General features: G+C 55.6%; 7 protein-coding genes. 6 read left to right on the top strand and 1 reads right to left on the bottom strand.

Going from position 1 to position 21,780, the window contains the following annotated elements:
* Window positions 1–11: 11 nt before the first annotated feature.
* Window positions 12–743 carry a triose-phosphate isomerase gene (tpiA, locus tag LY254_RS03080; RefSeq protein WP_010317608.1) on the top strand — a complete coding sequence of 244 codons (732 nt, stop codon included), beginning with the start codon at window positions 12–14 and terminating at the stop codon, window positions 741–743.
* Complete coding sequence (folP, locus tag LY254_RS03075) at window positions 743–1,576, top strand: dihydropteroate synthase (protein WP_247478841.1); 834 nt, start codon at window positions 743–745, stop codon at window positions 1,574–1,576. The genes tpiA and folP overlap by 1 nt, the downstream gene beginning before the upstream one ends.
* Here the strand turns inward: folP and LY254_RS03070 are convergent.
* Complete coding sequence (locus tag LY254_RS03070) at window positions 1,573–2,217, bottom strand: hypothetical protein (protein WP_247478839.1); 645 nt, start codon at window positions 2,215–2,217, stop codon at window positions 1,573–1,575. The two genes, folP and LY254_RS03070, sit on opposite strands and share 4 nt — an antisense overlap.
* A gap of 229 nt (window positions 2,218–2,446) precedes the next feature.
* Between LY254_RS03070 and LY254_RS03065 the strand changes: the two genes are divergently transcribed.
* The 4 genes from LY254_RS03065 to LY254_RS03050 all read left to right on the top strand — a co-directional run bounded on the left by LY254_RS03065 (window position 2,447) and on the right by LY254_RS03050 (window position 21,775).
* On the top strand, window positions 2,447–4,180 hold the full coding sequence (locus tag LY254_RS03065) for an ABC transporter transmembrane domain-containing protein (protein WP_247478837.1): 1,734 nt from the start codon (window positions 2,447–2,449) through the stop codon (window positions 4,178–4,180).
* Window positions 4,177–6,321, top strand: coding sequence for an ATP-binding cassette domain-containing protein (locus tag LY254_RS03060; protein WP_247478836.1), 2,145 nt, complete (start codon window positions 4,177–4,179; stop codon window positions 6,319–6,321). The genes LY254_RS03065 and LY254_RS03060 overlap by 4 nt, the downstream gene beginning before the upstream one ends.
* Before the next feature lie 35 nt (window positions 6,322–6,356).
* On the top strand, window positions 6,357–7,754 hold the full coding sequence (locus tag LY254_RS03055; RefSeq protein WP_247478832.1) for an HlyD family type I secretion periplasmic adaptor subunit: 1,398 nt from the start codon (window positions 6,357–6,359) through the stop codon (window positions 7,752–7,754).
* Window positions 7,755–7,945: 191 nt separating this feature from the next.
* Window positions 7,946–21,775: a DUF5801 repeats-in-toxin domain-containing protein gene (locus LY254_RS03050; RefSeq protein WP_247478831.1), complete on the top strand. Its 13,830-nt coding sequence runs from the start codon at window positions 7,946–7,948 to the stop codon at window positions 21,773–21,775.
* Window positions 21,776–21,780: the final 5 nt, after the last annotated feature.

Below are 21,780 nucleotides of genomic sequence, written 5' to 3'. Positions count from 1 at the left end.
CTATGAACGCAGTGCGGAAGGCTGTCATCGCGGGCAATTGGAAGATGCATATGACCTGCGCTGAAGCGCAGGCCTTTGCTGAGAGCTTCAAGCCTCTGGTGGCCGGCCTTCCTAGCGATCGTGAGGTGGTTCTGGCGCCTCCTTTTACGGCCATCGCCAGCTTGAGCAGTTCCCTGGCGGGCAGTGGGATACGGATTGCGGCTCAGAACATCCACTGGCAAGAGAAGGGCGCCTTTACGGGGATGGTCTCTGCCGGCATGCTCCTCGAGCATGGAGTGAGTCACGCCATTGTTGGCCACAGTGAGCCACGCAAGTACTACAGCGAGACTGACGAGCAAATCAATCTTCGGGCCCGTAGTGCCCAGAAGCACGGCATCACCCCGATCCTGTGCGTTGGCGAGAGCGATTCGCAGCGGGAGGCAGGGGAAGCAGAGAAGGTGATCCGCCGCCAGGTGCAGCAAGGGGTGGATGGCTTGGATCACAGCCGATTGATCATTGCCTACGAACCGATTTGGGCCATTGGCACGGGCAAAACCTGTGAAGCGGCTGAAGCCAATCGGATCTGCGGACTGATTCGAGACTGGGTTGGTTATTCCGACGTGGTGGTGCAGTACGGCGGTTCTGTGAATCCAGGAACGATTGACCAGTTGATGGCCCAGAGCGATATCGACGGCGTTCTCGTGGGTGGGGCTTCCCTGGATCCAGAGGGCTTCGCTCGCATTGCGAACTACCAGCCGGTCTGATGGCAAGGCCCTTGGGCCAACCAACCCAGGTGATGGGGGTGATCAATCTCACCCCCGATTCCTTCAGTGACGGTGGTCGCTTTCGCTCTCCAGACCAGGCCTTGCGGCAGGCCAAGACATTGGTCAAAGCAGGTGTGGGGGTTTTGGATCTTGGCGCCCAAAGCACCCGTCCTGGTGCAGAGGATGTCGGCGGTGTAGAGGAGCTCAATCGCCTCCTCCCCAGTCTCCAGGCGATTCGATCAGCCTTCCCGCCGGGATTGGGTCAGCCGCTGATCTCGGTGGACACGTATCGGGCCTGCGTCGCTCAGCGAGCCATTGAAGCTGGAGCGGATTGGATTAACGACATCAGCGGCGGCGTTCGGGATCCCGATTTGTTGGCTGTTGTCGCCGCAGCGGACTGCCCCTATGTGCTGATGCACTCCAGAGGGGACAGCCACTCCATGGATTCGTTGACGGACTACGGCCCTGAGGGTGTGATTACTGTCGTTCTCAGGGAGCTGCGGCATGCCACCGAGCGCGCTCTTGCTGCGGGTGTTCGCATGGAGCGCTTGATTTGGGATCCAGGCTTGGGGTTTGCCAAAACCACTGAACAGAATCTTGAGCTGCTCAAGGGACTTGAGCAGCTCAAGGCGGATGGCATCCCGCTTCTCGTTGGGCCTTCGCGCAAGCGCTTTATCGGAGCTGTTTTGGATGAGCCCCGCCCTAAGGCTCGACTCTGGGGTACTGCAGCTGTCGTTGCCCGTTGCGTCGCGGCTGGTGTGGATGTGGTCCGTGTTCACGATGGAGCGGCCATTGTCCAGGTGGCACGCATGGCGGATGCGCTTTGGGCCTAACTCGCGAATTCAATCTCGCCGGCTGGTGTGAGTTGAGCCTCACTAAAGAACTTGGCCATCTGCTCTGAAATCACCCCTTGGTTGGCCAGGATCTCTCCAAGTCGCTTGCCATTCATCCGCTGGCTGGCCAGGGCTTGATTGAGTCTGTCCTCGCTGATGAGCTCTAGCTCTTTCAGGCGTTCTCCGAGGCGCTGGTCATTGAAGCCTCGATCGGCATAGAGCGACGGATTAATTAGTAATTCCAGCATCGGTCCAGAGACTTTAAGATTCAACCTGAGGAATTCACCCAAACGCTGGTTGGCAGCAAATGGTTGATAATCCAATAGGAGTTGCTCGAGTTCGTCCAGATTGATCACTCCTGCACTGACCAACTTTTGGCCAAGGGGCTTCGTCTGAAAGAAGTCTTTCTCGGCCTCAGCATCGAGTAGGGCTGCTTCGAGTTCTCCTTCGATCACAGTTGGGCTCTGAAAGGTTTCTTGAATCCAGGGGTCATTCTGGAGAAAGTCCAGTAGATCCCCTGGCTTGACACACAATGAGCCAAAGTGCTGTTCGACTAACTCCTCAACAAAAGCTATCTCGGTCGCCGGACCGATCACCTGAAAGGGTATGGATTGTCCTTGTCCATTGGCGATCAATTCCACTTGATTGCGCTCAGTGGATAGCTGAAAACGAAACACGAGCTGGTCCTCACCGCTTTGCTTGGTTGTCCCGAAGACTAATCAGATTGAATCCTGTCGCCGGCTGATGAAGGTTGCTTGATGCTTATATTTCGAAAAGCGACGCGAAACGATTCCCTTTGTTAAGAGTTCCCCTGGCGCCTTCAGCGGGCTTGGAGCTGCATATGTTTTTGGCAGGCAATTTTGGGGGCACATGGTTTCGAGCCTTGATGAGGCGGTCCTTTCGCGCAAGAGCTTCCGGCATGTTCTCTCGGCATCGATTCGTCGCTGCAAACAGTCGCTGAATGCTGCACTTGACCTCTTGGAAGAAGCGATGTCCCATCGCTTCTTCCAGTCCTTGCGATATGTTCAGTGGTCGGATTACCAGCTCAAGCCCATCTTGGTGGCTTCAGTGCTGATCAATATTCTCGAGCTTGCTTCCCCGCTCTACATCAATATCGTCTTCACTTCAGTCCTCCCATCTGGCTCGATGTCGAGCTTGGTGGTCTTGAGCGTGGGTGTTGTGCTGTTGATGATCTTGGGGGGCTGGCTCAAAAGTGTGCGTCTGGTGTTGACCGGTGCTGATGGAGCTCGCGTCGAGCATCAGAAGCGGGTCGAGGCTGTGTCCCATTTCTTGCAGTTGGGACTGCCGGATTTCTTGGCACTATCCCCAGGTCGGCATTTGCAGCGTTTGAACAGCATCAATCTTCTGCGCGATGAGAGTGCTTTGCAGGCGCTGACCACTGCCATTGATTTGCTTTTCTCGCTGTTGTTTGTGGTCGTCTTGTTCTTGATCGCTGGCAGCGTTGGAGTGGTCGCTGTTCTCGCGATCATTGTCTACCTCTTTCGCGCTCTGGCCTTCGCTCGGGACTACGAGCGGCTCTCACGACGTCGGGATCAAACCGAGCTTGAGACCCGCACCTATCAAGACAAGTTGGTCGATGCCATGGATTTGATCAAATCCAATGGCCTCGGTTCGAAGTTCTTGGTGGCTAGTGAGCGCTTTCAAGAAGAGCAGGCCTATGACCGGATGCTGCACAACACCTTCGCTGGGCAGTACCAGGCTTTTGGTTCCTTGATGGGACAGATCACGTTTGCCGCTGGCGTCACCTGGGGTGCGCTGTTGGTCGTGAACGATCGTCTACTCGTCGGTGCCCTTGCGGCTGCTCTGCTGTTGCTTGGCAAGATCCTCGCCCCTTGGCAGCAAGCGATGGGGCTATGGAACAGCTATCGCCGCTTGAGCCTTTCGAGGGATGAATACGACGCACTGATGGCCTTGCCTGTCGAAGGTCCTGGGGGCAGCCGGCAGCTTCCATCTGGGGGTCTGCTTACCATTTCGCGGCACGGTTCTCCATTGGTCGAGGCGAAGAAAGGCTCTGTTGTGTTGCTTCGGGACCAGCGTTTTGGCGTTGATGTACGGCAGTTGTTTCTGGAGTTAATTCAGGTCAGCCCTAACCCTGAGTTGTCCCTGGATGGTGAGCCCATCGCGTCCTATCGACGCGTTGAGCTACGGGATGACATTGCTTACGTCGATCCATCCCGCGCTTTTTTCCAGGGGACGTTGCTGGAGAACATCACCTGTTTTCAGCCCAGTCGCCTGAGGCGAAAAGCCTTGTTCTGGTCCTTCCTGACTGGCTTGGATCACCAGGTTCGTGCCTTGCCCCACGGCTATGGAACAGCCATGGGTGGAACGCTTCCAACGGGCCTCTCGCGTGACGCTCAAGCCCTTGCGCACCTGGTGACGGCTCTGACTCGTAATCCTCACCTCCTGCTTCTTGATCTCAGTGATTGTTCCTACGGGAAGGCTTTTATCGATGGACTCACACGGGCCCTTCACCGCTGTCACGGCCACTTAACCGTGTTGATTGCGGGTCGGGGGTTGGTGCTCTCCGGGCTTGCTGATCAACAACTTGATCTCCAATCCGCCCTGCAGGAGGCCAGGTCATGACTTTGTCCCGCAATGGCTCTGAATCCAGCAGTCCCGCTCAGTTGATTCGCGACCTGACGCTCAGTCCCGAAGCTCCGTTGGCCTTTTGCCTGCGACTGTTGTTGCAGCAGTTGATGTGGATGGGACGGTCAGAGCAGCTGTTTGAGCTGTTTGGTCCTGATCCCCGTCAGATGGACCTGGTGGAAGCCCGGAACCTGCTGTTGCGGTTGGGCTACGGCAGCACCCAGGAGCGTCTTCAGAGCTGGGATCAGTTACAGGGTTACGGCCTACCTGCGCTTTATCTGACACCAGAGCAGCACCCCTATGTGTTGTCGCGGGACGGGCAAGGTCTCCTGTTGGCTGCCAATCCTGACGGTCGCGTTGGTCTTGCAGATGTGCCGGTCGGCGGCAGCCTGGTTGTTTTTTACGAAGCGCCTCCCAGCGATCGCGTGGCCTTGGTGCAGCAGGTTCTGTATCGCTTCCGTCACCGCATTTCGCTGCTCTATGGAATCAGCTTTGCGCTTGCTCTATTGGCACTGGTCGTGCCCTTTTACATCCGGGCCGTTTATAACGTCGTGATTCCCAGTGAAAACCTCTTCACGGGAGCCTGGCTGTTCCTTGGCGTCTTGTTGTTGTTTGGTCTGGATTGGACCCTACGTCAATGGAGAAGCAGTCAGTTGGCGCAGCTGGCGGCACGCCTTGATGCCTTATTGGGCGTGAAGCTGATTGAGAAGACGATCGGACTGGACTCCAACCAGACTGAAACCTTAGGGACTCGCAGCTACCGCAATCGGCAGCGCAACCTCGATGCGCTATTGGTCTATTTGCAAGGACCACTTGCCCTGGCCCTGCTGGACTTTCCCTTTGTCCTGCTCTATCTGGGTGCGATTGCACTGATCGCAGGCCCCTTGGTCTTGATCCCCTTGGTCTTGATGGGCATCACCGCCATCTTGGTCCTGGTGATGTCTCGTTATTACGGCGTCGCTGCTGATCTCAGCCTCTCCAGTGAAATCGGAATTGCTCAGGCGCAGCAGGAGTTGGTGAGCCGCTTTTTGGAGGTGAAGCAATCCAGTTTGGAGTGGGTCTGGCTGCAGCGTTTGCGTGGTCTCTCGGCTCAGAGCACCAGTAGCGCACTGACGATCAACCGCCAATTGGGGCGCCTGCAGGTGGTTGTCAGTACCGCCTCTCAGCTGGCCGGGGTGTTGACTCTGGCGTTTGGCGTTTGGCTCGCTTCGAACAGCGAAGAGGGTGCCGCTGCCATGGGCACTCTGATTGCCGCAATGTTCTTCGTCTGGAGGGTCTTTACACCCTTCCAGCAGTTGATGAACGCGATGTTGCGTTTGAGTTCGATGCGCAAGCAGTTCGCTCAACTGGATCAGTTTTTCAAGCTTCGTCAATCCACCCGGATGGCGGCTGAATCACCGCATCATCGGCTCTATGGCTCGGTCCTCTTGGATTCCGGCACCTGTCGATTGGGTCGTGACAGCAGTTTGGCTTTGACGCGGGTCTCCCTCTCGGTGGAACCCGGCCAAATCCTGGCTCTGACGGGGAAAGCCGGTTGCGGCAAAAGTGCGGTGTTGCGGGTGATTGATCAGCTGTATCCGCTCTCCAATGGCTCATTGCTCTTTGACGGTGTTGACTATCGCCAGTTCAGTCCTGATCTGATTCAAAGCAACATCGCTTTCGTGATGGAGCGCTCAGAGCTGCTGCCTGGGACGGTGCTCTCCAACCTGATGGCGATGAATCCCGACGTGACGCCACCCCACGTGCGCTCGATTTGCGAACGCATCGGGATCTTGGACTATCTGGAATCATTGCCTGACGGGCTCGACACCTCCCTGGATGAGGCATTTGTTTATCAGCTGCCCCATGGGGTATTGCGTTTGTTCTCCCTGGCGCAGGCCCTGATTAAAGACACCCCAATCCTGTTGATCGACGACCTCAGTCAGGGGTTATCTCCGGATCAATTCCAAATCTTTCTCGAGGCCCTTCCCTCTTTTCGGGTGTCGTTCTTCAGCGGCCACCCGCGCAGTGTTGTCATCGCCACCGACAACCGCTTGTTACTTGAGAAGGTCGATCAGCTCTGCATTCTCGACAAAGGGGTGACCACCTTCCAGGGCACTCCCGAGGAGTTACGCCAACGGCTTCAAAACAGGCCCTAGATCCAATCCACCGTTCACCATTTTCTCTTCATGCCATGACTTCCTCCTCTGTCAACGCCAACCCTGAGCCAAGCAAGGATGAGGGCGCATCCTCCCCCCCCTCTGCCGGCTGGTTCGCCAAGCTTCCTGGTTTGGATCAATCCGACGTGGCGGCGTTGGTTGGACATCAGCGCTTATCCCAGGCCCTTGATCTCGAGCAAAAGCCGGACAACCGTCACCTGCGCCTGTCCTTGTACTTCCTCGGTGGTGCAGCAGCTTTGTTTGTCCCCTGGGCGGCCCTGACTCCGTTGACTCAGGTCGTTCAGGCTTCCGGTGAGGTCGTGCCAGAGGGAGCGGTGAATGTGGTCCAGCACTTGGAGGGAGGGATTGTCTCCAAGGTGGATGTCCGCGATGGCCAGGAGGTCAAAGAGGGACAGGTGTTGCTGGAGCTCAGCCCCAAGTTGGTGGGCAGCGAATATGACGCAGCTGAGCAGAAGCTCAAGAACCTGTTGCTGCAGCAAAAGCAACTACAGGCGGCGATTCGTGGTGACGCAACCCTCTCGGTTGGCGATCTCCAGGGGATCGAGCAGGGCAACAAGGTCAGTGCTGCCCAGCAACAGCTGTTGACCAGCCGCCTTGCCAATCGAGCTGATCAGCTGGCCGCTGCTCGGGCCACGGTGCAGCAGAAGCAGGCGGAAGTCGAGGGGTTGAACGAGCAGATCAATCTCCAAACCCAGCAGGTTGCGATGTGGGCGTCGCTTCAGGAGTCCGGCGGGGCCTCAAGGTTGCAGTTGCTCCATACCAAGACGCAGCTGGCGGAGATGAAGGGGGCGCGGAATGAAGCGCGCAAGGCCTTGAGCCAGGCCCAAGCCAACCTGAAGGGCGTGGAATCCGGCCTGCATTTCGAGAACAACTCACAAATCGCAGAGTTGGTGAGCGAAGAGGCTGTGGTGGCAGAAAACATCAAAAAAGTGCGCAACCAGCTCGAGCGCACCAAGGTCACGGCCCCGGTCAGTGGGGTGATCAGCGACCTGCGCTACAAGGCCCCGGGTGCTGTGGTGGGTCCAGGTGCTGTGGTTCTGCAGGTCGTTCCGACTGGCAGTAAGAAGTTGGTGGAGGTGCGGGTGCCATCCAAAGACATTGGCTTTGTGAAGGTGGGGCAGCGGGTGGACGTGAAGCTCCAGCCGTTTGATTCCACCATTTATGGCTCTGTGCCCGGCAAGGTGCTGAGTTTGGCAGGCACCACGGTGCAAGATCCGGATACCCGTGCCTACTACTACCTGGCACGGGTGGAGCTGGACCGGCAGTTTGTGGATCAGCGCCGCAAGACATTTCCGATTCAAGCGGGGATGCCTCTGGTTGCGGATATCCAGGGGCAACGCCGCAGCGTCCTGCGTTATCTCTTCCAGCCGTTCACTCGGACGATGGATTCAGCACTACGGGAGAGTCGCTAAAGACCTCTCTTCTGCTTGTCTCGTTTGATCATCTTCCTTCAGATCCCGCCCTACATGCGGGATCTGGCAGTCCTCTTTTCATCTCCTTTAGATTCGCCTTGATTCTTAACCACCTGCGCTACTGCTTTCCCTTCCGGCGGCAACCGACGTCAATACCTTGGCAATAGATGTGCGCTTCGGCGTAGGGATCGATGCCAGCAGAAGAAGGACTCGGTTTTGCTCTCAATCCCGGTGGCGACGCGCAGGCGGCAGAAACCGATCGGGACATGGCGGGCAATGTCCAGGACCGGAAGGTGCCCGATCCACACGGTGAGTTTGTTCTGCCAGGCGGGGCCGAGGCGTTTCAGAACATTCCCTACGAAGGGATTCCGGAAACGGTGGACCAGCCGCCACCGCCAGAGGTTGTGGCCAAGCCCACGATCCCTGGTCCGCAGTATGCACCGCAGGGCAGCAGTGGGGGCATCCCGTTGTTCCTCACGACCACCACTGAGGAGTCCCAACCGGCATTAGTCCCGCAGCAGCCGCCTGGTCAGCCACCGACGGGGGTTGCAGCGACACCGTTTCAGCCTTTAGCTGCTGCCGCCGATGCGGTTGAGGCGGCTCCATCATCCGATCCTCCACTCGATCCTCCAGTTGATCCCAATCCGCCGACCATCGATGCTTCTGACTTGGGTGAAGCGCTGACGTTTGACGGCGGCTTAAGCGACGGCAATTTCGTCGGCGATCAGGGAGCTGGTGATACGAATGCCAGTCCAGTTGTTGCCAGTGTTGATTTTGCCGCCAATTTCACGATTACGGCGCCAGGACCTGGTGCTACACGAACAATTGTCTATGCGCTTGGATTGGATGGTGCGTATACGGAAGGATCACCATCTGGATTGACGAGTGCTGGAGTGCCGATCCGTCTTTATGAGATAGGAGGTGTGATTACGGGTTCGACGTCATTGACGGAAGGTGGAGTGAATGCGGGTAATACGACATTCACGATTGAGATCAGTAGCAGCAGCGGTGTGTTGATGCTGACGCAGTCGCAGCCGATCGACCATAGCCAGACGGATATCTATGACGGAGCCTATATCGAGGACTTGGCGTTGTTGGCTAATGGCCAAGTGGAACTCCTGGTCAGTGTTACCGATGACTATGGATCGGGAATTGTTCGATCCGCTACGGCATCCATTGATTTAGGAGGGAACGTCAAGTTTGGAGATGACGGACCAGGTAATCCAAGTGTGACTGTGAGCGGAACGGAGCCAGTGCTGCTGACGTTTGACGGCGGCTTAAGCGATGGCAATTTCGTCGGCGATCAGGGAGCTGGCGACACGAATGCGAGTGCGTTGATTGCGAGTGTTGATTATTCGGGAGCGTTTACGACCGGGAATCTGAGTGATTACGGAGCGGACGGAGCTGGAGTGGGAAGCAGTGTGAGTTATGAGCTGAGCCTGGACAGTGCCTATCCGGAGGGCTCTGCATCTGGATTGGAGAGTGGAGGTGTTGCGATCCGTCTGTATGAGGAAGGAGGAGTGATCACGGGATCGACCTCGACGACAGAAGGTGGCATTACAGCAGGGAATACGGCGTTCACGATTGAGGTGAATAGCACGAGCGGAGTAGTGACGCTGACGCAGTCGATGGCGATCGACCACAGCCAGATGGATACGTATGACGGAGCGTATATCGAAGATCTAGCAGTGCTTGCGAATGATCTTGTGGAGCTGAGAGCGAGTGTGTCAGCGACGAGTGATTCGGAAGGAGATGTATCGAGCGGATCGAGTGCGACGTTGGATTTAGGAGGGAACGTCAAGTTTGGAGATGACGGACCAGGTAATCCAAGTGTGACTGTGAGCGGAACGGAGCCAGTGCTGCTGACGTTTGACGGCGGCTTAAGCGATGGCAATTTCGTCGGCGATCAGGGAGCTGGCGACACGAATGCGAGTGCGTTGATTGCGAGTGTTGATTATTCGGGAGCGTTTACGACCGGGAATCTGAGTGATTACGGAGCGGACGGAGCTGGAGTGGGAAGCAGTGTGAGTTATGAGCTGAGCCTGGACAGTGCCTATCCGGAGGGCTCTGCATCTGGATTGGAGAGTGGAGGTGTTGCGATCCGTCTGTATGAGGAAGGAGGAGTGATCACGGGATCGACCTCGACGACAGAAGGTGGCATTACAGCAGGGAATACGGCGTTCACGATTGAGGTGAATAGCACGAGCGGAGTAGTGACGCTGACGCAGTCGATGGCGATCGACCACAGCCAGATGGATACGTATGACGGAGCGTATATCGAAGATCTAGCAGTGCTTGCGAATGATCTTGTGGAGCTGAGAGCGAGTGTGTCAGCGACGAGTGATTCGGAAGGAGATGTATCGAGCGGATCGAGTGCGACGTTGGATTTAGGAGGGAACGTCAAGTTTGGAGATGACGGACCAGGTAATCCAAGTGTGACTGTGAGCGGAACGGAGCCAGTGCTGCTGACGTTTGACGGCGGCTTAAGCGATGGCAATTTCGTCGGCGATCAGGGAGCTGGCGACACGAATGCGAGTGCGTTGATTGCGAGTGTTGATTATTCGGGAGCGTTTACGACCGGGAATCTGAGTGATTACGGAGCGGACGGAGCTGGAGTGGGAAGCAGTGTGAGTTATGAGCTGAGCCTGGACAGTGCCTATCCGGAGGGCTCTGCATCTGGATTGGAGAGTGGAGGTGTTGCGATCCGTCTGTATGAGGAAGGAGGAGTGATCACGGGATCGACCTCGACGACAGAAGGTGGCATTACAGCAGGGAATACGGCGTTCACGATTGAGGTGAATAGCACGAGCGGAGTAGTGACGCTGACGCAGTCGATGGCGATCGACCACAGCCAGATGGATACGTATGACGGAGCGTATATCGAAGATCTAGCAGTGCTTGCGAATGATCTTGTGGAGCTGAGAGCGAGTGTGTCAGCGACGAGTGATTCGGAAGGAGATGTATCGAGCGGATCGAGTGCGACGTTGGATTTAGGAGGGAACGTCAAGTTTGGAGATGACGGACCAGGTAATCCAAGTGTGACTGTGAGCGGAACGGAGCCAGTGCTGCTGACGTTTGACGGCGGCTTAAGCGATGGCAATTTCGTCGGCGATCAGGGAGCTGGCGACACGAATGCGAGTGCGTTGATTGCGAGTGTTGATTATTCGGGAGCGTTTACGACCGGGAATCTGAGTGATTACGGAGCGGACGGAGCTGGAGTGGGAAGCAGTGTGAGTTATGAGCTGAGCCTGGACAGTGCCTATCCGGAGGGCTCTGCATCTGGATTGGAGAGTGGAGGTGTTGCGATCCGTCTGTATGAGGAAGGAGGAGTGATCACGGGATCGACCTCGACGACAGAAGGTGGCATTACAGCAGGGAATACGGCGTTCACGATTGAGGTGAATAGCACGAGCGGAGTAGTGACGCTGACGCAGTCGATGGCGATCGACCACAGCCAGATGGATACGTATGACGGAGCGTATATCGAAGATCTAGCAGTGCTTGCGAATGATCTTGTGGAGCTGAGAGCGAGTGTGTCAGCGACGAGTGATTCGGAAGGAGATGTATCGAGCGGATCGAGTGCGACGTTGGATTTAGGAGGGAACGTCAAGTTTGGAGATGACGGACCAGGTAATCCAAGTGTGACTGTGAGCGGAACGGAGCCAGTGCTGCTGACGTTTGACGGCGGCTTAAGCGATGGCAATTTCGTCGGCGATCAGGGAGCTGGCGACACGAATGCGAGTGCGTTGATTGCGAGTGTTGATTATTCGGGAGCGTTTACGACCGGGAATCTGAGTGATTACGGAGCGGACGGAGCTGGAGTGGGAAGCAGTGTGAGTTATGAGCTGAGCCTGGACAGTGCCTATCCGGAGGGCTCTGCATCTGGATTGGAGAGTGGAGGTGTTGCGATCCGTCTGTATGAGGAAGGAGGAGTGATCACGGGATCGACCTCGACGACAGAAGGTGGCATTACAGCAGGGAATACGGCGTTCACGATTGAGGTGAATAGCACGAGCGGAGTAGTGACGCTGACGCAGTCGATGGCGATCGACCACAGCCAGATGGATACGTATGACGGAGCGTATATCGAAGATCTAGCAGTGCTTGCGAATGATCTTGTGGAGCTGAGAGCGAGTGTGTCAGCGACGAGTGATTCGGAAGGAGATGTATCGAGCGGATCGAGTGCGACGTTGGATTTAGGAGGGAACGTCAAGTTTGGAGATGACGGACCAGGTAATCCAAGTGTGACTGTGAGCGGAACGGAGCCAGTGCTGCTGACGTTTGACGGCGGCTTAAGCGATGGCAATTTCGTCGGCGATCAGGGAGCTGGCGACACGAATGCGAGTGCGTTGATTGCGAGTGTTGATTATTCGGGAGCGTTTACGACCGGGAATCTGAGTGATTACGGAGCGGACGGAGCTGGAGTGGGAAGCAGTGTGAGTTATGAGCTGAGCCTGGACAGTGCCTATCCGGAGGGCTCTGCATCTGGATTGGAGAGTGGAGGTGTTGCGATCCGTCTGTATGAGGAAGGAGGAGTGATCACGGGATCGACCTCGACGACAGAAGGTGGCATTACAGCAGGGAATACGGCGTTCACGATTGAGGTGAATAGCACGAGCGGAGTAGTGACGCTGACGCAGTCGATGGCGATCGACCACAGCCAGATGGATACGTATGACGGAGCGTATATCGAAGATCTAGCAGTGCTTGCGAATGATCTTGTGGAGCTGAGAGCGAGTGTGTCAGCGACGAGTGATTCGGAAGGAGATGTATCGAGCGGATCGAGTGCGACGTTGGATTTAGGAGGGAACGTCAAGTTTGGAGATGACGGACCAGGTAATCCAAGTGTGACTGTGAGCGGAACGGAGCCAGTGCTGCTGACGTTTGACGGCGGCTTAAGCGATGGCAATTTCGTCGGCGATCAGGGAGCTGGCGACACGAATGCGAGTGCGTTGATTGCGAGTGTTGATTATTCGGGAGCGTTTACGACCGGGAATCTGAGTGATTACGGAGCGGACGGAGCTGGAGTGGGAAGCAGTGTGAGTTATGAGCTGAGCCTGGACAGTGCCTATCCGGAGGGCTCTGCATCTGGATTGGAGAGTGGAGGTGTTGCGATCCGTCTGTATGAGGAAGGAGGAGTGATCACGGGATCGACCTCGACGACAGAAGGTGGCATTACAGCAGGGAATACGGCGTTCACGATTGAGGTGAATAGCACGAGCGGAGTAGTGACGCTGACGCAGTCGATGGCGATCGACCACAGCCAGATGGATACGTATGACGGAGCGTATATCGAAGATCTAGCAGTGCTTGCGAATGATCTTGTGGAGCTGAGAGCGAGTGTGTCAGCGACGAGTGATTCGGAAGGAGATGTATCGAGCGGATCGAGTGCGACGTTGGATTTAGGAGGGAACGTCAAGTTTGGAGATGACGGACCAGGTAATCCAAGTGTGACTGTGAGCGGAACGGAGCCAGTGCTGCTGACGTTTGACGGCGGCTTAAGCGATGGCAATTTCGTCGGCGATCAGGGAGCTGGCGACACGAATGCGAGTGCGTTGATTGCGAGTGTTGATTATTCGGGAGCGTTTACGACCGGGAATCTGAGTGATTACGGAGCGGACGGAGCTGGAGTGGGAAGCAGTGTGAGTTATGAGCTGAGCCTGGACAGTGCCTATCCGGAGGGCTCTGCATCTGGATTGGAGAGTGGAGGTGTTGCGATCCGTCTGTATGAGGAAGGAGGAGTGATCACGGGATCGACCTCGACGACAGAAGGTGGCATTACAGCAGGGAATACGGCGTTCACGATTGAGGTGAATAGCACGAGCGGAGTAGTGACGCTGACGCAGTCGATGGCGATCGACCACAGCCAGATGGATACGTATGACGGAGCGTATATCGAAGATCTAGCAGTGCTTGCGAATGATCTTGTGGAGCTGAGAGCGAGTGTGTCAGCGACGAGTGATTCGGAAGGAGATGTATCGAGCGGATCGAGTGCGACGTTGGATTTAGGAGGGAACGTCAAGTTTGGAGATGACGGACCAGGTAATCCAAGTGTGACTGTGAGCGGAACGGAGCCAGTGCTGCTGACGTTTGACGGCGGCTTAAGCGATGGCAATTTCGTCGGCGATCAGGGAGCTGGCGACACGAATGCGAGTGCGTTGATTGCGAGTGTTGATTATTCGGGAGCGTTTACGACCGGGAATCTGAGTGATTACGGAGCGGACGGAGCTGGAGTGGGAAGCAGTGTGAGTTATGAGCTGAGCCTGGACAGTGCCTATCCGGAGGGCTCTGCATCTGGATTGGAGAGTGGAGGTGTTGCGATCCGTCTGTATGAGGAAGGAGGAGTGATCACGGGATCGACCTCGACGACAGAAGGTGGCATTACAGCAGGGAATACGGCGTTCACGATTGAGGTGAATAGCACGAGCGGAGTAGTGACGCTGACGCAGTCGATGGCGATCGACCACAGCCAGATGGATACGTATGACGGAGCGTATATCGAAGATCTAGCAGTGCTTGCGAATGATCTTGTGGAGCTGAGAGCGAGTGTGTCAGCGACGAGTGATTCGGAAGGAGATGTATCGAGCGGATCGAGTGCGACGTTGGATTTAGGAGGGAACGTCAAGTTTGGAGATGACGGACCAGGTAATCCAAGTGTGACTGTGAGCGGAACGGAGCCAGTGCTGCTGACGTTTGACGGCGGCTTAAGCGATGGCAATTTCGTCGGCGATCAGGGAGCTGGCGACACGAATGCGAGTGCGTTGATTGCGAGTGTTGATTATTCGGGAGCGTTTACGACCGGGAATCTGAGTGATTACGGAGCGGACGGAGCTGGAGTGGGAAGCAGTGTGAGTTATGAGCTGAGCCTGGACAGTGCCTATCCGGAGGGCTCTGCATCTGGATTGGAGAGTGGAGGTGTTGCGATCCGTCTGTATGAGGAAGGAGGAGTGATCACGGGATCGACCTCGACGACAGAAGGTGGCATTACAGCAGGGAATACGGCGTTCACGATTGAGGTGAATAGCACGAGCGGAGTAGTGACGCTGACGCAGTCGATGGCGATCGACCACAGCCAGATGGATACGTATGACGGAGCGTATATCGAAGATCTAGCAGTGCTTGCGAATGATCTTGTGGAGCTGAGAGCGAGTGTGTCAGCGACGAGTGATTCGGAAGGAGATGTATCGAGCGGATCGAGTGCGACGTTGGATTTAGGAGGGAACGTCAAGTTTGGAGATGACGGACCAGGTAATCCAAGTGTGACTGTGAGCGGAACGGAGCCAGTGCTGCTGACGTTTGACGGCGGCTTAAGCGATGGCAATTTCGTCGGCGATCAGGGAGCTGGCGACACGAATGCGAGTGCGTTGATTGCGAGTGTTGATTATTCGGGAGCGTTTACGACCGGGAATCTGAGTGATTACGGAGCGGACGGAGCTGGAGTGGGAAGCAGTGTGAGTTATGAGCTGAGCCTGGACAGTGCCTATCCGGAGGGCTCTGCATCTGGATTGGAGAGTGGAGGTGTTGCGATCCGTCTGTATGAGGAAGGAGGAGTGATCACGGGATCGACCTCGACGACAGAAGGTGGCATTACAGCAGGGAATACGGCGTTCACGATTGAGGTGAATAGCACGAGCGGAGTAGTGACGCTGACGCAGTCGATGGCGATCGACCACAGCCAGATGGATACGTATGACGGAGCGTATATCGAAGATCTAGCAGTGCTTGCGAATGATCTTGTGGAGCTGAGAGCGAGTGTGTCAGCGACGAGTGATTCGGAAGGAGATGTATCGAGCGGATCGAGTGCGACGTTGGATTTAGGAGGGAACGTCAAGTTTGGAGATGACGGACCAGGTAATCCAAGTGTGACTGTGAGCGGAACGGAGCCAGTGCTGCTGACGTTTGACGGCGGCTTAAGCGATGGCAATTTCGTCGGCGATCAGGGAGCTGGCGACACGAATGCGAGTGCGTTGATTGCGAGTGTTGATTATTCGGGAGCGTTTACGACCGGGAATCTGAGTGATTACGGAGCGGACGGAGCTGGAGTGGGAAGCAGTGTGAGTTATGAGCTGAGCCTGGACAGTGCCTATCCGGAGGGCTCTGCATCTGGATTGGAGAGTGGAGGTGTTGCGATCCGTCTGTATGAGGAAGGAGGAGTGATCACGGGATCGACCTCGACGACAGAAGGTGGCATTACAGCAGGGAATACGGCGTTCACGATTGAGGTGAATAGCACGAGCGGAGTAGTGACGCTGACGCAGTCGATGGCGATCGACCACAGCCAGATGGATACGTATGACGGAGCGTATATCGAAGATCTAGCAGTGCTTGCGAATGATCTTGTGGAGCTGAGAGCGAGTGTGTCAGCGACGAGTGATTCGGAAGGAGATGTATCGAGCGGATCGAGTGCGACGTTGGATTTAGGAGGGAACGTCAAGTTTGGAGATGACGGACCAGGTAATCCAAGTGTGACTGTGAGCGGAACGGAGCCAGTGCTGCTGACGTTTGACGGCGGCTTAAGCGATGGCAATTTCGTCGGCGATCAGGGAGCTGGCGACACGAATGCGAGTGCGTTGATTGCGAGTGTTGATTATTCGGGAGCGTTTACGACCGGGAATCTGAGTGATTACGGAGCGGACGGAGCTGGAGTGGGAAGCAGTGTGAGTTATGAGCTGAGCCTGGACAGTGCCTATCCGGAGGGCTCTGCATCTGGATTGGAGAGTGGAGGTGTTGCGATCCGTCTGTATGAGGAAGGAGGAGTGATCACGGGATCGACCTCGACGACAGAAGGTGGCATTACAGCAGGGAATACGGCGTTCACGATTGAGGTGAATAGCACGAGCGGAGTAGTGACGCTGACGCAGTCGATGGCGATCGACCACAGCCAGATGGATACGTATGACGGAGCGTATATCGAAGATCTAGCAGTGCTTGCGAATGATCTTGTGGAGCTGAGAGCGAGTGTGTCAGCGACGAGTGATTCGGAAGGAGATGTATCGAGCGGATCGAGTGCGACGTTGGATTTAGGAGGGAACGTCAAGTTTGGAGATGACGGACCAGGTAATCCAAGTGTGACTGTGAGCGGAACGGAGCCAGTGCTGCTGACGTTTGACGGCGGCTTAAGCGATGGCAATTTCGTCGGCGATCAGGGAGCTGGCGACACGAATGCGAGTGCGTTGATTGCGAGTGTTGATTATTCGGGAGCGTTTACGACCGGGAATCTGAGTGATTACGGAGCGGACGGAGCTGGAGTGGGAAGCAGTGTGAGTTATGAGCTGAGCCTGGACAGTGCCTATCCGGAGGGCTCTGCATCTGGATTGGAGAGTGGAGGTGTTGCGATCCGTCTGTATGAGGAAGGAGGAGTGATCACGGGATCGACCTCGACGACAGAAGGTGGCATTACAGCAGGGAATACGGCGTTCACGATTGAGGTGAATAGCACGAGCGGAGTAGTGACGCTGACGCAGTCGATGGCGATCGACCACAGCCAGATGGATACGTATGACGGAGCGTATATCGAAGATCTAGCAGTGCTTGCGAATGATCTTGTGGAGCTGAGAGCGAGTGTGTCAGCGACGAGTGATTCGGAAGGAGATGTATCGAGCGGATCGAGTGCGACGTTGGATTTAGGAGGGAACGTCAAGTTTGGAGATGACGGACCAGGTAATCCAAGTGTGACTGTGAGCGGAACGGAGCCAGTGCTGCTGACGTTTGACGGCGGCTTAAGCGATGGCAATTTCGTCGGCGATCAGGGAGCTGGCGACACGAATGCGAGTGCGTTGATTGCGAGTGTTGATTATTCGGGAGCGTTTACGACCGGGAATCTGAGTGATTACGGAGCGGACGGAGCTGGAGTGGGAAGCAGTGTGAGTTATGAGCTGAGCCTGGACAGTGCCTATCCGGAGGGCTCTGCATCTGGATTGGAGAGTGGAGGTGTTGCGATCCGTCTGTATGAGGAAGGAGGAGTGATCACGGGATCGACCTCGACGACAGAAGGTGGCATTACAGCAGGGAATACGGCGTTCACGATTGAGGTGAATAGCACGAGCGGAGTAGTGACGCTGACGCAGTCGATGGCGATCGACCACAGCCAGATGGATACGTATGACGGAGCGTATATCGAAGATCTAGCAGTGCTTGCGAATGATCTTGTGGAGCTGAGAGCGAGTGTGTCAGCGACGAGTGATTCGGAAGGAGATGTATCGAGCGGATCGAGTGCGACGTTGGATTTAGGAGGGAACGTCAAGTTTGGAGATGACGGACCAGGTAATCCAAGTGTGACTGTGAGCGGAACGGAGCCAGTGCTGCTGACGTTTGACGGCGGCTTAAGCGATGGCAATTTCGTCGGCGATCAGGGAGCTGGCGACACGAATGCGAGTGCGTTGATTGCGAGTGTTGATTATTCGGGAGCGTTTACGACCGGGAATCTGAGTGATTACGGAGCGGACGGAGCTGGAGTGGGAAGCAGTGTGAGTTATGAGCTGAGCCTGGACAGTGCCTATCCGGAGGGCTCTGCATCTGGATTGGAGAGTGGAGGTGTTGCGATCCGTCTGTATGAGGAAGGAGGAGTGATCACGGGATCGACCTCGACGACAGAAGGTGGCATTACAGCAGGGAATACGGCGTTCACGATTGAGGTGAATAGCACGAGCGGAGTAGTGACGCTGACGCAGTCGATGGCGATCGACCACAGCCAGATGGATACGTATGACGGAGCGTATATCGAAGATCTAGCAGTGCTTGCGAATGATCTTGTGGAGCTGAGAGCGAGTGTGTCAGCGACGAGTGATTCGGAAGGAGATGTATCGAGCGGATCGAGTGCGACGTTGGATTTAGGAGGGAACGTCAAGTTTGGAGATGACGGACCAGGTAATCCAAGTGTGACTGTGAGCGGAACGGAGCCAGTGCTGCTGACGTTTGACGGCGGCTTAAGCGATGGCAATTTCGTCGGCGATCAGGGAGCTGGCGACACGAATGCGAGTGCGTTGATTGCGAGTGTTGATTATTCGGGAGCGTTTACGACCGGGAATCTGAGTGATTACGGAGCGGACGGAGCTGGAGTGGGAAGCAGTGTGAGTTATGAGCTGAGCCTGGACAGTGCCTATCCGGAGGGCTCTGCATCTGGATTGGAGAGTGGAGGTGTTGCGATCCGTCTGTATGAGGAAGGAGGAGTGATCACGGGATCGACCTCGACGACAGAAGGTGGCATTACAGCAGGGAATACGGCGTTCACGATTGAGGTGAATAGCACGAGCGGAGTAGTGACGCTGACGCAGTCGATGGCGATCGACCACAGCCAGATGGATACGTATGACGGAGCGTATATCGAAGATCTAGCAGTGCTTGCGAATGATCTTGTGGAGCTGAGAGCGAGTGTGTCAGCGACGAGTGATTCGGAAGGAGATGTATCGAGCGGATCGAGTGCGACGTTGGATTTAGGAGGGAACGTCAAGTTTGGAGATGACGGACCAGGTAATCCAAGTGTGACTGTGAGCGGAACGGAGCCAGTGCTGCTGACGTTTGACGGCGGCTTAAGCGATGGCAATTTCGTCGGCGATCAGGGAGCTGGCGACACGAATGCGAGTGCGTTGATTGCGAGTGTTGATTATTCGGGAGCGTTTACGACCGGGAATCTGAGTGATTACGGAGCGGACGGAGCTGGAGTGGGAAGCAGTGTGAGTTATGAGCTGAGCCTGGACAGTGCCTATCCGGAGGGCTCTGCATCTGGATTGGAGAGTGGAGGTGTTGCGATCCGTCTGTATGAGGAAGGAGGAGTGATCACGGGATCGACCTCGACGACAGAAGGTGGCATTACAGCAGGGAATACGGCGTTCACGATTGAGGTGAATAGCACGAGCGGAGTAGTGACGCTGACGCAGTCGATGGCGATCGACCACAGCCAGATGGATACGTATGACGGAGCGTATATCGAAGATCTAGCAGTGCTTGCGAATGATCTTGTGGAGCTGAGAGCGAGTGTGTCAGCGACGAGTGATTCGGAAGGAGATGTATCGAGCGGATCGAGTGCGACGTTGGATTTAGGAGGGAACGTCAAGTTTGGAGATGACGGACCTTTGCCAAATCCTGTTGGTACTGTCACCTTGACTGCACCATACAACAGCTCTTCGACTCCTGTTCTATGGGACGGATATCAATTTTATGACTGGAGTTATGGTGCTGATCTTGTATCGCCCCTTTTGTCCGCTGCTTCAATTGATGTTTCTTTGACTAGTGGCACATCAACCGCTTTCTCTGTCTCCAACATCATCTACGAAGGCGACTACGATTTCTCCTTTGATGTCTACTACGACAATGGAATAGCACCCTCGTTGGTTTCTTCTGTTTATTTGGATGCGGACGGGCCTGATTCAATCGAGGTCTATTCGTTGCCTACTGAGAAGGTTCTGGTTGACGTTGACTCTTTGACGCCTGCTGCTGGCGGTCCCCAGCCTGTTTATGAGTATATCGATATCAACTCCGCGGGCCTGGATTTGGTCGTTACTGGTAGCGGTCATGTTAACAACAGTTCCAATGGCTGGGCTGTTGGAGGGAATCAAAACATTAATCCTGGAGAGTCTATTGTCTTTAGCTATTTCTCGGACTATGGACTTGTTGATCCGCCTACGTCAGAGTTTGTCACTGACTTCGAGTTTCAAACCTCTAAGTATACCGGCGGTATTTCCTCGACCAGGCTTGCCGTTGAGGTGTTCTATTCTGATGGATCTGTAGGCTTCTGGATTGTTTCTGGCCTTCTTGAGGGTGCCACAATCACTATTGGCGATACCGGTCTTGTTGCCATCAACCCTGATCCGGGTGACCCACCTCCCGTGATCGTGACAGGCGCAGGCCACACAGTGACTGACTACTCCCTCCTCTATAGAGAAGTGGATATTCAATACATCGGTGAAAAGGGCGGGCTCAATCTGACTAATGCAGCATTTAACTCTTATGAGCAGAATGCCGATGGTCTCACCTTCGCTGTCAATATCGTGCCTATCGACTCTGATGGTGACACTGCTACAGAGACCCTAACGGTTGTCCTGGAAGGCACCGATGGTACGTCCGACGAGCTGGACGTCTCCGTTGGCCCTGTTGTTCTTGACCTCAACCGAGATTCGACGGTTGAGTATCTGCATCTTGAGTCCAGCGCTGAACCTTTCTCCTTAGGCATCTTCCAGTTGGCTGCTTGGGTTACCCCAGCAGACGGCCTGCTCGTTTACGACTACAACGCAGATGGCTTAATCGCAGAGCCCAAGGAATTTGTCTTCACGATGTGGGGTGATGATCCTGCTGTCCTGAGTGATATGCAGGCTCTTGCCGCTTACTTCGACAGCACTGGTGACGGCTTCTTGGATGCCAGTGATGATGCCTGGGAGTATTTCGGTGTTTGGCAGGACCTGAACATCGACGGTATTCAGCAAGAGGGCGAGTTCTACGGCCTTGATCACTGGGGCATCGAATCCATTGCCCTGGAGTACGACGCCGATAGCGCTTCCTATGCAGCCGCCGATGGCGACGTTCAGGTTTATGGCCAGATGACTGTGACCTATGACGACGGCACCACAGGCCTGGCGGAGGACGTGGCCTTTGCTGTCGCTTCTGTTGATCGGGCCGAAATTGTGGTGGAGCCCATCGCGGTTGACTCGTCCGCGGTCAGCTCCGTCGAGGATTTGGTGAGCAGCTACCTCGAGAGTATGCACAGCGCCGGCGACCTCGACGGCAATGGGGACCTCTCGCAATCGGAATTTGCCAGTGGCCTTGACCTTGCGGTCAACGACTACCTCAATGCCAATGCTCTTTCCGCTGATGAGTACGGTGCGATCGAGCAGGAGGTCTTCAACTTGCTCTCTGAGCAGATCAACGATCTCGATCCCGATTCGCCTGTCGACATCCAGATTGATGATCAGGGCAATGCCGATGCTGCTGACCTGATCGCCGCCCTCGATCTGACCTTTGACGAACTCATGCCTCCTGATATGGCAGAGCCCTTCGATCCTGTTCCAGTTGCCAGTGAGTACGGCTGATTCCC

The organism is Synechococcus sp. NB0720_010 (genome assembly GCF_023078835.1).
In the GTDB taxonomy this organism is placed as follows: domain Bacteria; phylum Cyanobacteriota; class Cyanobacteriia; order PCC-6307; family Cyanobiaceae; genus Vulcanococcus.
This window is presented reverse-complemented; position numbering and strand designations above follow the sequence as displayed.

Bases quoted from the DNA above. Each gene is read 5' to 3' on its own strand.
- folP (WP_247478841.1), top strand. From the start codon at position 743: ATGGCAAGGCCCTTGGGCCAACCAACCCAGGTGATGGGGGTGATCAAT.
- LY254_RS03065 (WP_247478837.1), top strand. From the start codon at position 2,447: ATGGTTTCGAGCCTTGATGAGGCGGTCCTTTCGCGCAAGAGCTTCCGG.
- LY254_RS03060 (WP_247478836.1), top strand. From the start codon at position 4,177: ATGACTTTGTCCCGCAATGGCTCTGAATCCAGCAGTCCCGCTCAGTTG.
- LY254_RS03055 (WP_247478832.1), top strand. From the start codon at position 6,357: ATGACTTCCTCCTCTGTCAACGCCAACCCTGAGCCAAGCAAGGATGAG.
- LY254_RS03050 (WP_247478831.1), top strand. From the start codon at position 7,946: ATGCCAGCAGAAGAAGGACTCGGTTTTGCTCTCAATCCCGGTGGCGAC.